Raw genomic sequence first — 16,521 nt, forward strand, 5'->3', positions numbered from 1 at the left:
ATGCACTTCAGCGAATTGATGGCAGTTCTTTCCACGCACGCGATTGGCCTTCAACTGGAAGAAGACAATCTGGTGATTCTTGGTGACGACGAGGGCCTTGACAGCGCCGTCTTCGATAGCCTGGTCGTGCACAAGGCGGAACTGCTCAGGCTGGTGGCTCGAAACGGAGGGGAATGGCTGAGTCCGGCCTTGCGCATCACGCCGCAGATGTTGCCGTTGGCCAACCTTGGCCAGGCCGCCATCGACCGGATTGTCGAATCGGTGCCGGGCGGAGCCGGCAACGTGCAGGACATCTACCCGCTGGCGCCCCTGCAGGAGGGGATTCTCTACCATCACCTGGCCGCCGGGCAGGGCGATCCCTATGTATTGCGTTCGTTGTTCGCGGCCGAGAGCCGCGAACGTCTCGACGATTTCGCCCAGGCCCTGCAAGCGGTGATCGACCGGCACGATATCCTGCGCACGGCGATGGTCTGGGAAGGCCTCGATGAGCCGATGCAGGTGGTCTTGCGCGAGGCGACGCTGGCGGTGGAGGAAGTCGCCCTGGCACCCGGAGACAGTGATATCGAGACCCGCCTGTGTGAGCGTTTCGATCCCCGGCATTACCGCCTGGACCTGCGCCAGGCCCCGCTGATGCGCCTGGTGTGCGCCGAGGACCGGGCCAATGCGCGCTGGGTCGCGCTCCTGCTGTTCCACCACATCGCCATCGACCATGCCGCGCTGGAGCTGGTGCAATACGAAATGCAGGCCTACCTGCTCGGCGAAGGACACGCGTTGCCCGAGGCGGTGCCCTACCGCAACTATGTGGCGCAGGTCCGGCTCGGTACCGGCGCCGATGCCCATGAAGGCTTTTTCCGCGACATGCTGGCGGACGTCGATGAGCCGACCCTGCAATTTGGCGTAGCGGAAATACCTGGCGGCAACCCGCGGATCGAAGAGCTGCACCTTCCTGTCGACGCCGATCTGAGCCGGCGTCTGCGCGACCAGGCCCGCCACTTGGGCGTCAGTGCCGCCAGCCTGCATCACCTGGCGTGGGCGCGGGTGGTGGGCGCCGTGTCGGGCAAGTCCGATGTGGTGTTCGGCACCGTACTGATGGGCCGGATGCAGGGCGGCAAGGGCGCCGACCGGGCGTTGGGCATGTTTATCAACACCCTGCCGTTGCGGGTGAAACTCGAGGGGCACGCGGTCCGCGAAGGGGTCAGGACCACCCACGCACGCCTGACCGCCTTGCTCGGTCATGAACACGCGTCCCTGGCCCAGGCCCAGCGTTGCAGTGGGGTGGCTGCCCCGACGCCCTTGTTCAGCTCGCTGCTCAACTACCGCCACAGCGCCACCGGCTCGCAGGTCTCGGCCGAGACCGCCCGGGCCTGGGCCGGCTTGCAGAGCCTGGGTGGCGACGAGCAGAGCACCTATCCGATCACCCTGTCGGTGGACGATCTTGGCGAGGGGTTCAGCCTGGCCGTCCAGACCCTGGTGGAGATCGGTGCGCAACGTATCGGTGACTATATGCTGGCGGCTCTCGCGGCGCTGGTGGAAGCCCTGGAGCAAGCGCCGCAGACACCGTTGCAGCAGTTGGAGATCCTCTCGGCCGCCGAACGCCAGCAGGTGCTGCATGGCTTCAATGCCACGGCGCGTGACTATCCACGGCACAGCAGCCTGGTACAGCTGTTCGAGCAGCAGGTGGCGGCGCAGCCCGATGCGTTGGCTGCCGTGCAGGGCGGGCAGGCATTGACCTACCGGCAACTCAACGGCCGGGCCAATGCCCTGGCGCAGTATCTGGCCGGTCTCGGGGTACAGCCGGGCGATCGCGTGGGCCTGCTGCTGGAGCGTTCCTTCGACCTGCTGGCCGGCCAGTTGGCAATCCTCAAGTGCGGCGCCGCCTATGTGCCGCTCGATATCAATGCTCCCGCCGAGCGCCAGGCGTTCATGTTGCATGACAGCGAGGCGCGGCAGGTATTGACCCGCGGCTCCAGCGAGGTGCCGGAGGGTGTCCGGCGGGTAGATCTGGACGCGCTGGCGCTGGTCACCGACGTGTCGAACCCGCAGCCGCTGTCGGGCGCCGAGTCGGTGGCGTACATCATGTACACCTCCGGCTCCACCGGAACCCCCAAGGGGGTACTGGTGCCGCACCGCGCGGTGAGCCGCCTGGTGCTCAACAACGGCTACGCCGATTTCAACAGGCAGGATCGGGTGGCCTTCGCCTCCAACCCGGCCTTCGACGCCAGTACCCTGGATGTCTGGGCACCGCTGCTCAACGGCGGCTGCGTGGTGGTGGTGGAACAGTCGGTGTTGCTGTCCCTGGAGGACTTCCGCGCCCTGCTGCTGACCCAGTCGGTCAGCGTGCTGTGGATGACCGCCGGCCTGTTCCATCAGTATGCCGCCGGCCTGATGGACGCCTTCGCACAATTGCGCTATCTGATCGTCGGTGGCGATGTGCTGGATCCTTCGGTGATCGCCCGGGTGCTGGCCGAAGGTGCCCCCGGGCATCTGCTCAACGGCTACGGCCCGACCGAGGCCACGACCTTTTCCACCACCCATGAAATCACCTCGGCCGGCAACGGTGCGATTCCCATCGGCCGGCCGATCGGCAACAGCCAGGTCTATATCCTCGATGCCTTGCGCCAACCGGTGGCGGTGGGCGTGGCCGGCGAGCTGTATATCGGCGGGCAGGGCGTGGCCAAGGGCTATCTGAACCGGCCGGAACTGAACGCCACGCAATTCATCGCCGACCCGTTCAGCGACCAGGCCGGGGCGCTGATGTATCGTACCGGCGACCTCGCGCGCTGGAACGCGGACGGTGTTGTCGAGTACCTCGGGCGTAACGACGACCAGGTGAAGATTCGCGGTTTCCGCATCGAACTGGGGGAGATCGAGGCACGCCTGGCCGCCTGCGCGGGCGTCAGGGAAGCGCTGGTGCTGGCCCGCCAGGACGAGTCCGGGCACAAGCGCCTGGTGGCCTATCTGGTTGGCGAGCCAGGCAACGCCTTGTCGGTGCCTGCGCTGCGCAGCGAGCTGGCGGCGTCCCTGGCCGAATACATGGTGCCGAGTGCCTTCGTGATCCTGGAGTCGTTCCCGCTCACCGCCAACGGCAAGCTGGATCGCCGCGCCTTGCCGGCGCCGGACGCCGACGCCTATGCCAGTCGCGAGTTCGAGGCGCCCGAGGGCGAACTGGAAACCACCCTGGCACAGCTGTGGGCCGACCTGCTCAAGGTCGAGCGTGTCGGGCGCAACGATCACTTCTTCGAATTGGGCGGCCATTCGCTGCTGGCGGTGAGCCTGATCGAGCGCATGCGCCAGTTGGGCCTGAGTGCCGACGTGCGCGTGCTGTTCAGCCAGCCGACCCTGTCGGCCCTGGCCGCCGCCGTGGGAGGCGGACGCGAGATCAGCGTGCCGGCCAACCTGATTGCGCAGGATTGCGCGCGGATCACCCCGGACCTGCTGCCACTGGTCAGCCTGACCCAGGCGCAGATCGACCGGGTGGTGGCGACGGTACCCGGTGGTGTCGCGAATGTGCAGGATATCTATCCGCTGGCGCCGTTGCAGGAGGGGATTCTCTATCACCACCTGGCCGCCGGGCAGGGTGACCCCTATGTCTTGCAGGCGCAGTTCGCCTTCGATGATCACCCGCGCCTGGACGCCTTTGTCCAGGCCTTGCAGACGGTCATCGACCGCCATGACATCCTGCGCACCGGGGTGGTCTGGGAAGGCCTGGATGCGCCTGTGCAAGTGGTCTGGCGCCAGGCGAGACTGCACCTGGATGCGCTCGAGCTCGACCCGGCGGCCGGTGATATCGGCACGCAACTGCATGGCCGTTTCGACCCCCGGCACTACCGCCTGGACATCGGCCAGGCTCCACTGATGCGTCTGGCCTATGCCGAAGATCCGCTCAACCGGCGCATCACCGCGATGCTGCTGTTCCATCACATGGCCCTGGACCATATGGCGATGGAGGTGGTGCAACATGAAATGCAGGCCTGGCTGCTGGGCGAGGCCCAAACCCTGCCGGCACCGGTGCCGTATCGCAACTACGTGGCCCAGGCGCGCCTGGGTGTGAGCCAGGCCGATCACGAAGCGTTTTTCCGTGACATGCTCGGCGAGGTCGACGAACCGACCCTGCCGTTCGGGTTGCAGGACGTGCAGGGCGAGGGTCGGGATATCGACGAGGCCAGCCTGCTGCTGGACAAGCGGCTGGACCAGGGCCTGCGCGCTCAGGCCCGGCACCTGGGGGTGAGTGCCGCGAGCCTGATGCACCTGGCCTGGGCCCAGGTGCTGGGCAAGGTTTCGGGCCGGCAGGATGTGGTGTTCGGCACCGTGCTGATGGGCCGGATGCAGGGCGGAGAGGGCGCCGACCGGGCGCTGGGGATGTTCATCAATACCTTGCCGCTGAGGGTCGCGGTGGGTGGGCAGGGGGTACGCGCCGGAGTCAAGGCGACCCATGCGCGGTTGACCGCGTTGCTGGGGCATGAGCATGCGTCCCTGGCATTGGCCCAGCGCTGCAGTGGCGTGGCGGCGCCACTGCCGCTGTTCAGCGCCCTGCTCAATTACCGGCATAGCGCCGTGGGCAGTGTGTCCGAACAGGCCATGCAGGCCTGGCAGGGTATCCATATCCTCAGTGAGGAAGAACGCACCAACTATCCGCTGACGCTGAACGTCGACGACCAGGGCGAAGGCTTCAAGCTGACCGCGTTGGTGACATCCTCGGTTGGTGCGCAGCGGGTGTGTGGCTACATGCGCACGGCGCTGGAGCAGTTGCTGGAAGCACTGGAACATACGCCGCAAGCGTCGCTGCAAAGCCTGTCGATCCTGCCGGCCGACGAGCGCGAGCAGTTGCTGGTGGGTTTCAACGACACCGCGCTGGAATATCCGCAGGCGCAGACCATTCATGGGTTGTTCGAGGCCCAGGTGGAGCGTACGCCGGACGCGTTGGCGGTGGTCCATGACGGCAGGAAACTCAGCTATCGCGAGCTTAACGAACAGGCCAACCGCCTGGCCCATGCCCTGCGCAAGCAGGGTGTGCAGCCGGACTCCCGCGTGGGGATCTGTGTCGAGCGCGGCGCCGAGATGGTTGTCGGCCTGCTGGCGATTCTCAAGGCCGGGGGCGCTTATGTGCCGCTGGATCCAGCCTATCCGGCCGAGCGGATCGCCTACATGCTGCAGGACAGTGCGCCGGCCGTGGTGCTGGCCCAAAATACGACCCAGCAGTTGCTGGCCGACGTGTCGGTGCCCGTGATCAATCTGGATCAGGGCACCTGGCAGGACGAGTCCGTCCGGAATCCACAGGTGCCGGGCCTGACCTCGGCCCATCTGGCCTACCTGATCTACACCTCGGGTTCGACCGGCTTGCCGAAAGGCGTGATGATCGAACACCGCAACACGGTGAACTTCCTGACCTGGGCCCACGGGGCCTTCGACAACGGGGCCTTGGACAAGACGCTATTCTCGACCTCGCTGAACTTCGACCTGGCGGTCTACGAGTGCTTTGCACCGCTGACTTTGGGCGGCAGCATCGAGGTGGTGAAGAACGTCCTGGAACTGCAACACGGCGAGCACGATATCGGCCTGATCAACACCGTGCCTTCAGCGTTGAAAGCGCTGTTGGAAGTGGATGGTCTGCCTGCTTCAGTCCACACCGTCAACGTGGCCGGTGAAGCGCTGAAACGCAGCCTGGTGGAATCGCTGTTCGAGAAAACCGGCGTGCAACGCCTGTGCAACCTCTACGGCCCTTCGGAAACCACCACCTACTCCAGCTGGGTGGCGATGGATCGAGAGGAGGGCTTCGCCCCGCATATCGGCAAGCCGGTGGGCAACACCCAGTTCTATCTGCTGGACGAACAGCAGCAGCCCGTCCCGCTGGGCGTCCCGGGTGAAATCTACATCGGCGGTGCCGGCGTGGCCCGTGGCTACCTGAACCGTGACGACCTGACCGCCGAGCGCTTCCTCCGGGACCCGTTCAGCCAGGACGCTTCGGCAAGGATGTATCGCACCGGCGACCTCGGTCGCTACCTGGCGGATGGCAACATCGAATACCTGGGCCGTAACGACGACCAGGTGAAGATCCGCGGTTTCCGTATCGAACTGGGCGAAATCGATGCCCGCCTGGCGAAACACCCGGCCATTCACGAAGCGGTGGTCACTGCCCGCGAGGATGTGCCGGGCGACAAGCGCCTGGTCGCCTACTACACCCTGGCCGAAGGTCATGCTTCGGTGGAGATCGACAGCCTGCGCCGCCACCTGCAGGAAAAACTGCCGGAGTACATGGTCCCGGCCGTCTACGTCGTCCTGGAAAAACTGCCGCTGACGCCGAATGGCAAACTGGACCGCAAGGCCCTGCCGGCACCGGACAGCAGTGCCTTGAGCCATCGTGGCTTCGAGGCTCCCCAAGGCGAAACCGAAATCACCCTGGCACGGATCTGGTCCGAGGTGCTCAAGGTCGAGCAGGTCGGACGTCATGATCACTTTTTCGAACTGGGCGGGCATTCGCTGCTCGCCGTGAGCCTGATCGAACGCATGCGCCAGGCCGGTCTGAGCGCCGATGTGCGGGTGCTGTTCAATCAGCCGACCCTGGCCGCGCTGGCCGCTGCCGTGGGTGGCGGACGTGAGATCGTGGTCCCGGCCAATGCCATCCCGCCGGGCTGCACGCACCTCACTCCGGACATGCTGCCGCTGATCGACCTGGACCAGGCGGCGATCGAGCGAATCGTCGCCAGCGTGCCGGGTGGTGCGGCGAATGTGCAGGATATCTATCCGCTGGCACCGCTGCAGGAAGGCATTCTCTATCATCACCTGGCCGCCGAGCAGGGTGATCCCTATGTTCTCCATGCCCTGTTCAACGTGGCGGACCGTCAGCGGCTGGACGCCTTTGCCCAGGCGTTGCAACAGGTCATCGACCGGCATGACATCCTGCGCACCGCCGTCCTCTGGCAAGGCCTGGACGAACCGGTCCAGGTGGTCTGGCGCCAGGCCCGCCTGCATTGCGAAGCCTTGGTGCTGGATCCGCGTGCCGGTGAGGTGGCGGATCAGCTCAAGGCGCGTTTCGACACCCGCCACTCCCGGCTGGACGTGACCCAGGCTCCCCTGATGCAACTGGTGTTCGCCGAGGACGAGGGCCAACAGCGTTGGGTGGCCATGTTGCGCTTCCACCACATGGCCCTGGACCACACCGCCCTGGAGGTGGTGCGGCATGAAATCCAGGCGCATCTGCTGGGGCAGGCCGAGCAGTTGGGCAGCCCGGTGCCGTACCGCAACTATGTGGCCCAGGCGCGCCTGGGGACCAGCCAGCAGGAACACGAAACGTTCTTCCACGAGATGCTGGGCGATATCGACGAGCCGACCCTGCCATTCGGCCTGCAGGATGTGCAGGTCGACAGCCACCTTATCGACGAGGTGAGTGCCGTTCTGCCGTCAGCCCTGAGCCAGCGACTGCGGGCCCTGGCCCGGCAACTGGGGGTCAGCGCCGCCAGCCTGCACCACCTGGCCTGGGCCCAGGTGCTGGGCAAGGTCTCGGGCACCCGGGATGTGGTGTTCGGCACCGTGCTGATGGGGCGGATGCAGGGCGGCGAGGGTGCCGATCGGGCCCTGGGGATGTTTATCAATACCTTGCCGCTGCGGGTCACCGTGGGCGAGCAGGGGGTGCGGGACGGGGTCAAGGCGGTCCACGGGCGACTGAGCGCGCTGCTCGGTCACGAACATGCGTCCCTGGCCCTGGCCCAGCGTTGCAGCGGCGTGGCCGCGCCAACCCCGCTGTTCAGTGCCTTGCTCAACTACCGGCATAGCGCCGTCGACGCGGTTTCCGAACCGGCCTTGCAGGCTTGGCAAGGGATCGAGATTCTCAGCAGTGAAGAACGCACCAACTACCCGCTGACACTGTCGGTGGACGACCTGGGCGAAGACTTCTCGCTGAGTGTCCTGGCCCTGGAGGGTATCGGTGCGCAGCGGGTCTGCGACTACATGCACACGGCCCTGGTCAACCTGGCGGCGGCCCTGGAGCAGGCGCCCCAGACGCCGTTGGCTGAACTTACGATCCTGCCCGATGCCGAGCGCGAGCAACTGCTGGCGGGCTTCAACGCCAGCCATCGCGACTACCCACGCACGCAGACCGTGCACGGGCTGTTCGAAGCCCAGGTCCGTGCCCGTCCCGAGGCGTGCGCGGCGATCCACGACGGCGTAGCGTTGACTTACGCCGAGCTCAGCGCCCGAGCCAACCGCCTGGCCCGGCACCTGCGTGGCCTCGGCGTGCAGCCGGGCGACAGCGTGGCGATGCTGCTGGCGCGCAGCCATGACCTGCTGGTCAGCCAGTTGGCGGCGCTCAAGTGCGCGGCGGTCTATGTGCCGCTGGACATCAATGCACCGCTCGAACGCCAGGGCTTCATGATCGAGGACAGCCAGGCACGGGTCCTGCTGACCCATAGCCAGGTGTCGCTGGCGACCTCGGCACAGCGGGTGGAACTGGACCGTCTGGACCTGTCCGCTCTGGATCCGGATGACCTGGGGATCACCCAGTCCAGCGAAAGCGTGGCGTACATCATGTACACCTCCGGTTCCACCGGCACCCCGAAAGGCGTGCTGGTGCCGCACCGGGCCATCACTCGTTTGGTGATCAACAACGGCTATGCCGACTTCACTCCCCAGGACCGGGTGGCCTTCGCCTCCAACCCGGCCTTCGACGCCAGTACCCTGGATGTCTGGGCGCCGCTGCTCAATGGCGGTTGCGTGGTGGTGATCGGCCAGGACGACCTGCTGTCCCCGGCGAACTTCCAGCGCCTGTTGCTGGAACAGTCGGTGACGGTGTTGTGGATGACCGCCGGGTTGTTCCATCAATACGCTGCCGGCCTGGGTGAAGCGTTTGCCCGTCTGCGCTACCTGATCGTCGGCGGCGACGTGCTGGACCCGGCGGTGATCGCCCGGGTACTGGAAAACAGTGCCCCCGAGCATCTGCTCAACGGCTACGGCCCGACCGAAGCCACGACCTTCTCCGCGACCTACGAAATCACCGCGGTCGGCAACGGGGGCATCCCGATTGGCCGCCCCGTGGGCAACACCTGCCTGTACGTGCTCGATGCCCAGGGCCAGCCGGTGCCGGTGGGTGTGGCAGGGGAGCTGTATATCGGCGGGCAGGGCGTGGCCCTGGGTTACCTGAACCGGGAAGAACTGACCCGGGAAAAATTCCTCGCCGACCCATTCGACGGCGAGCCGGACGCCCGCCTGTACCGCACCGGCGACCTGGTGCGCTGGCGTGCCGACGGCAACCTGGACTACCTGGGCCGCAATGACGCCCAGGTGAAGATCCGCGGCTTCCGGGTCGAACTGGGCGAGATCGAAGCCCGCCTGGTCGAGCATCCCGAGGTCAGGGAAAGCGTGGTGTTGTGCCGCGAGGATGTTCCGGGCGACAAACGTCTGGTGGCCTACTTCACGGCGCAGCAGCCTGAAACCGTGCTGCCGATCGAGAGTCTGCGCGACCATCTGCAAGAGTCCGTGCCGGAATACATGGTGCCGGCGGCCTACGTGCAGCTTGATGCCTTGCCCCTGACCGCCAACGGCAAGCTGGACCGCAAGGCGCTGCCGGTGCCGGATGCCCAGGCCCTGATCAGCCGCGGCTACGAGGCGCCGCAGGGCGAAGTGGAAGTGCTGCTGGCGTCGATCTGGGCCGATGTACTCAAGGTCGAGCAGGTCGGTCGCCACGACCACTTCTTCGAACTCGGCGGTCATTCATTACTGGCGGTGACGCTGATCGAGCGCATGCGCCAGGCAGGCCTGAGTGCCGATGTGCGGGTGCTGTTCAGCCAGCCGACCCTGGCCGCCCTGGCCGCGGCAGTGGGTACGGCCAGCGACCTGGTGGTGCCGGCCAACCGGATTGCTCCGGATTGCCAGCGGATCACCCCGGACATGTTGCCGCTGATCGAGCTGGATCAGGCGGCCATCGACCGTATCGCGGCCACCGTGCCGGGCGGTGCGCCGAACATCCAGGATATCTACCCGCTGGCACCGTTGCAGGAGGGGATTCTCTATCACCACCTCAGCGCCGAGGAGGGCGACCCCTATGTGCTGCAAGCGCAGTACGCCTTCGACAGCCGTGCCCGCCTGGACGACTTCGTCCAGGCACTGCAAGCGGTTATCGACCGACATGACATCCTGCGCACTTCCATTCACTGGGAAGGCTTCGACCAGCCCTTGCAGGTGGTCTGGCGCCGTGCCGAACTGAGCACCGAGGAGCGCGCGCTGGACCCTCGCGTCGGCGATATCGCCGAGCAGTTGCAGGCCGGCTTCGATCCGCGCCAGGTGCGCCTGGATATCCGCCGGGCGCCGATGCTGCATCTGGCCCAGGCCTGGGACGAGCCGAACCAGCGCTGGCTGGGGCTGCTGCTGTTCCATCATCTGGTCATGGACCACACCGCGATGGACGTGGTGCAGCACGAGATGCAGGCCGCTCTGCTCGGCCAGCAGGCGCAACTGGGCGCCGCTGTGCCTTATCGCAACTATGTGGCCCAGGCCCGCCTGGGCGCGAGCCAGGAGGAGCACGAACGGTTCTTCCGCGCACGCCTCGGCGATATCGACGAACCGACCCTGCCGTTCGGCCTGCAGGATGTGCAGGGTGACGGCAGCGAGATCGAACAGGCCCACCTGGCCCTGGACCTGGGCCTGAGCCTGCGTTTACGAGCCCAGGCCCGTCAGCTCGGGGTGAGTGCCGCGAGTCTGGTGCACCTGGCCTTTGCCCAGGTACTGGGGCAGGTCAGCGGTCGTGACCAGGTGGTCTTCGGCACGGTGCTGCTGGGCCGGATGCAGGCCGGCGATGGCGCCGACCGGGCCCTGGGCATGTTTATCAATACCTTGCCGCTACGGGTGACCCTTGGTGGTCAAAGCGTGCGTGAGGGGGTCAAGACCACCCACCACGAACTGACTGCCTTGCTCGGGCACGAGCACGCCTCCCTGGCGCTGGCCCAGCGTTGCAGCGGGGTGAGCGCGCCGCTGCCGTTGTTCAGCGCCTTGCTCAACTACCGCCACAGCAGCCTGGCCGTGACCGAGCAGGCGCAGAGCGCCTGGCAGGGCATGCAGGTGCTGGGCGGGGCCGAAGAGCGCACCAACTATCCGCTGACCCTCAACGTCGACGACCTGGGGGAAGGGTTCCACTTCACGGCCTTGGTGGCGACGGCCATCGGTGCACAACGTCTTTGCGGCTATCTGCACAGCGCCTTGGACGGCCTGGTTCAGGCCCTGGAGCAGGCACCAGAGAGCGCCGTACAGGCGATTTCGATCCTGCCGGCCAGCGAGCGCGAGCAACTGCTCGAGCACTGGAACCAGGCTGGCCGGACCTATCCCGCCGATGCACTGATCCACCAGCAGTTCGAGGCCCGCGCCGCCGAGCGGCCGGAGGCCGTGGCGCTGGTGCATCAGGACGAAAGCCTGAGCTATGGCGAACTCAATGCCCGCGCCAACCAGGTGGCCCACCGCCTGCAGGCCCTGGGTGTGCGCCCGGATGACCGGGTGGCCATCTGCGTCGAACGCGGCCCGGCGATGATCATCGGCCTCTTGGGGATCCTCAAGTCCGGTGCCGGCTACGTGCCGCTGGACCCGGCCTATCCCCGTGAGCGCCTGGCCTACACCCTGGGCGACAGTGAACCGGTGGCCTTGTTGAGCCAGCAGTCGGTGCAGGAGGCCTTGCCACCAGTGCAGGTGCCGGTGATCAATCTCGATGATCGGGATCTACGGGACGAGTCCGTCCGCAATCCGCAGGTGCCGGGGCTGACTTCCGCGAGCCTGGCCTACGTGATCTACACCTCCGGTTCCACCGGTCTGCCCAAGGGCGTGATGGTCGAGCACCGCAACGTTGCGCGGCTGTTCACGGCCACCGAGGACTGGTTCGGTTTCAACGAACAGGACACCTGGGCGCTGTTCCACTCGTTCGCCTTCGACTTCTCGGTCTGGGAAATCTGGGGTGCGCTGCTGCATGGCGGGCGTCTGCTGATCGTGCCGCAACTGGTCAGTCGCTCGCCACAGGATTGCTACGCACTGCTGTGCAGCGCCGGGGTGACAGTGCTCAACCAGACGCCAAGCGCGTTCCGCCAGCTGATTGCCGCCCAGGGCGACAACGGCCGGCCCCATGCCCTGCGCCAGGTGATCTTCGGCGGTGAGGCGCTGGACACGGCGATGCTCAAGCCCTGGTATGCGCGGTCCGTGAACGCCGGTACGCAACTGGTGAACATGTACGGCATCACCGAAACCACAGTGCACGTGACCTATTACCCATTGCAGGCTGAGGATGCCCAGCGCATCGGGGCCAGTCCGATCGGCAAACGGATTCCCGACCTGCAACTCTATGTCCTCGATGCCCGTCGCGAACCGCTACCGGTGGGGGTGGTCGGCGAACTGTATGTCGGCGGGGCCGGGGTCGCCCGTGGCTACCTGAACCGCGCCGAACTCAGCGCCGAGCGTTTCCTTGCCAACCCGTTCAGCACCGACGTGAATGCCCGCCTGTATCGCACCGGCGACCTGGGTCGTTGGCTGGCCGATGGCAGCCTGGAATACCTGGGGCGTAACGACGAGCAGGTGAAGATCCGCGGCTTCCGTATCGAGCTGGGCGAGATCGAGGCGCAACTGGCCGCCTGCGAGGGCGTGCGCGATGCCGTGGTTCTGGTGCGCGAGGATGAGCCGGGCGACAAGCGCCTGGTGGCCTATGTCATCGCCGCCGGCGTCGGACTCGACGCCGCATGGTTGCGTGACCAACTGCGCCAGACGCTGGCCGAATACATGCTGCCAAGCGCCTTCGTCAATCTGGAAGCCTTCCCGCTGACCGCCAACGGCAAGCTCGACCGCAAGGCGTTGCCGGCCCCCGATCGCTCGGCGGTGGCCAGCCGTGGCTATGAAGCGCCCGAAGGCGCCACCGAAATGGCGATTGCGCGTATCTGGCAGGACCTGCTGCAACTGGAACAGGTCGGTCGCCACGATCACTTCTTCGAACTGGGCGGTCACTCGCTGCTGGCGGTGAAACTGATCGAGCGCATGCGCCAGATCGACCTCAGTGCCGACGTGCGCGTGCTGTTCGGCCAGCCGACCCTGGCCGCCCTGGCGGCGGCCGTGGGCGGCCAGCGCGAGATCGAGGTGCCGGCGAATGTCATCCCGGCCGATTGCGAACGCATCACGCCGAACATGCTGCCGCTGGTCTCCCTGGGTCAGGAGGATATCGATCGCGTGGTGGCCGCCGTGCCTGGTGGCCTGGCCAATGTGCAGGATATCTACGCCCTGGCCCCCTTGCAGGAAGGCATCCTGTATCACCACCTGGCCGCGACCCAGGGCGACCCGTACCTGCAATACGCGCTGTTCGGCTTCGACAGCCTCGAACGCCTGCACAGCTTCGCCCAGGCCCTGCAAGGGGTGGTGGCGCGGCATGACATCCTGCGTACCGCAGTGCTCTGGGAAAGCCTGGATGCGCCGGTACAGGTGGTCTGGCGTGACGCGCCTCTGGGCGTTGAACGGCTGGAGCTGGACCCGGCGGCTGGCGATATCGCCGAACAACTGTGCGAGCGCCTGGACCCGCGGCACACCCGCCTGGACATTCGTCAGGCGCCCATGATGCGCATCGGCTACGCGCAGGATCCATCGAATAACCGCTGGGTCGGCATGCTGCTGTTCCATCACCTGGTGGACGACGCCACTTCGCTGCGTATCCTCTGCGGCGAAATCGAGGCGCACATGCTCGGCCGGCAGGGGGAACTGCCGCCGTCCGTGCCGTATCGCAACTATGTGGCCCAGGCCTGGCAGGGAATCAGCCGCGAGGAGCACGAAGCGTTCTTCCGCGACATGCTGGGCGATATCGAGGAACCGACACTGCCCTTCGGCCTGCAGGACGTGCAGGGCGATGGTCGCGGCATCGAGGAAGTCCAGCGGGGCGTGGATGCCGACCTGAGCCGGCGCCTGCGCTTGCAGGCACGGCAGCTCGGGGTGAGCGCCGCCAGCCTGTATCACCTGGCCTGGGCCCGGGTATTGGGCGTCGTGTCGGGCAGGGACGATGTGGTGTTCGGCACCGTGCTGCTGGGTCGCCTGCAGGGCGGCGAGGGCGCCGACCGGGCCCTGGGCATGTTCATCAACACCTTGCCGCTGCGCGTGACCCTGGGCGAACAGGGCGTGCGCGAGGGCCTGAAGGCCACCCATGCCCGACTCAGCGACCTGCTCGCCCACGAGCATGCGTCGCTGGTACTGGCGCAGCGTTGCAGCGGCGTGGCCGCGTCGACGCCGCTGTTCAGTTCACTGCTCAATTACCGGCAGATCGATACCCGTGTCACCGACCAGGCGCTGGCCGCCTGGGAAGGCATCCAGGCCCTGGACGGCGAAGAACGCACCAACTACCCCCTGACCCTGTCGGTGAATGACTTGGGCGAGGGCTTCAACCTGACGGTCATGGCCGAGGCGCAGATCGGCGCCGAACGGATCTGTGACTATATGCACTGCGCCCTGGAAAACCTGGTGCAGGCGCTGGAACAGACACCGCAAGCCCCATTGGGCGGGGTGAACATCCTGCCGGCGGGCGAGCGCCAGCAATTGCTGGAAAGCTGGAACACTCCGCATGTCTCCTATGCCGATGACACCTTGATCCACCGCACCTTCGAAGCCTGGGCGGTGGCGCAACCGGAAGCCGTGGCGCTGCAATACGAAGACCGCACGCTGAGCTACGGCGAGCTCAATGCCCGCGCCAACCAGGTGGCCCACCAGTTGCTGGCCCTGGGCGTGCGTCCGGATGACCGGGTGGCGATCTGTGTCGAGCGTGGCCTGGAGATGATGGTTGGCCTGCTCGGCATCCTCAAGTCCGGCGCCGGCTACGTACCGATCGACCCGGCCTATCCGGCCGAGCGGATCGCCTACCAGTTGCGCGACAGCGGCCCGGTGGCGGTGCTGGCCGATGCCGCCGGCCTGGCACTGCTGGAGACTTTCGACGGTCCCCGGCTGGACCTGCGCAGCCCGGCCCTGCAGGCCCAGCCCAGCAGCAATCCGCGGGTCAGCGGGATCAGCCCGCACCACCTCGCCTATGTGATCTACACCTCCGGCTCCACCGGGCTGCCCAAGGGCGTGATGGTCGAGCACCGCAACGTCGCCCGGCTGTTCTCGGCCACCCGGGCCTGGTTCGAATTCAACGAGCAGGATGTCTGGGCGTTGTTCCATTCGTTCGCCTTCGACTTCTCGGTCTGGGAAATCTGGGGCGCGCTGCTGCATGGCGGTCGCTTGCTGATCGTGCCGCAACTGGTCAGCCGCTCGCCGCAGGATTGCTACGCACTGCTGTGCACTACCGGCGTCACGGTCCTCAACCAGACCCCGAGCGCGTTCCGCCAGTTGCTCAACGCCCAGGGCGAGAGCGAATTGCGCCACTCCCTGCGCCAGGTGATCTTCGGTGGCGAAGCCCTGGAAACCGGGATGCTCAAGCCCTGGTACGCACGGGTGGCCAACGCCGGCACCCAATTGGTGAACATGTATGGCATCACCGAAACCACCGTGCATGTGACCTACTGCCCGTTGGTGGCGGCCGATGCGCAACGTGCTGGCGTCAGCCCCATCGGCGTGCGGATTCCCGACTTGCAGCTATACGTGCTCGATAGCCGGCGCGAGCCGGTGCCGGTGGGCGTGGTCGGCGAGTTGTATGTCGGCGGTGCCGGGGTGGCGCGGGGTTATCTGAACCGTGACGAGCTGACGGCCGAACGTTTCCTGCCGAATCCGTTCAGCAAGGATCCCCAGGCGCGCCTGTACAAGACCGGCGACCTGGGACGCTGGCTGGCCGATGGCAGCCTCGATTATCTGGGCCGCAATGACGACCAGGTGAAGATTCGTGGCTTCCGCATCGAACTGGGCGAAATCGAAGCCGCCCTGGGCGCCTGCACGGGTGTCCGCGAGGCGGTGGTGCTGGCCCGTGAGGACGAACCGGGGGACAAGCGCCTGGTGGCCTATGTGGTTGCCGCGTCCGGCCACGAGGTGGTGGCCGCCGAGCTGCGTGCGCAACTGTCGCTTTCGCTGGCCGACTACATGGTGCCCAGTGCCTTCGTCAGCCTGGACAGCTTCCCGCTGACCACCAATGGCAAGCTCAACCGCAAGGCGCTGCCGGCGCCGGATGCGCAAGCCCTGGTGCGACGTGAATACGCGGCCCCCGAAGGTGCCGTGGAAAACGCCATCGCGCAGATCTGGCAGTCGCTGCTGCAACTGCCGCAAGTGGGGCGCCATGACCACTTCTTCGAGCTGGGTGGGCATTCATTGCTGGCGGTCAAGCTGATCGAGCGCATGCGCCAGGTCGGTCTGGTGGCCGATGTGCGCGTGCTGTTCAGCCAACCGACGCTGGCGGCCCTGGCCGCGGCGGTGGGCGGGCATCAGGAAGTCCGCGTGCCGGACAACCTGATCGTGCCGGGCTGCGAACGCATCACCCCGGACATGCTGCCCCTGGCCGATCTCGATCAGGCCGCCATCGACCGCATCGTCGCGAACGTGCCCGGTGGCGTAGCCAATGTGCAGGACATCTATGCCCTGGCACCGCTGCAGGAAGGGATCCTCTATCAC

Annotated in this window: 1 protein-coding gene (only partly in view); it reads left to right on the forward strand. The window is 66.4% G+C overall.

Annotated elements, in window-relative coordinates:
• Positions 1-16,521, forward strand: the 5' portion of a protein-coding gene (locus ACM62G_RS27535) for a non-ribosomal peptide synthase/polyketide synthase (RefSeq protein WP_419736068.1). It continues 14,352 nt past the right edge of the window; 16,521 of the gene's 30,873 nt are visible here — the first part of the coding sequence; its start codon is at positions 1-3; the stop codon falls past the right edge of the window.

It is taken from the genome of Pseudomonas sp. COR18, from assembly GCF_048568395.1.
Lineage (GTDB): Bacteria > Pseudomonadota > Gammaproteobacteria > Pseudomonadales > Pseudomonadaceae > Aquipseudomonas > Aquipseudomonas fuscovaginae_B.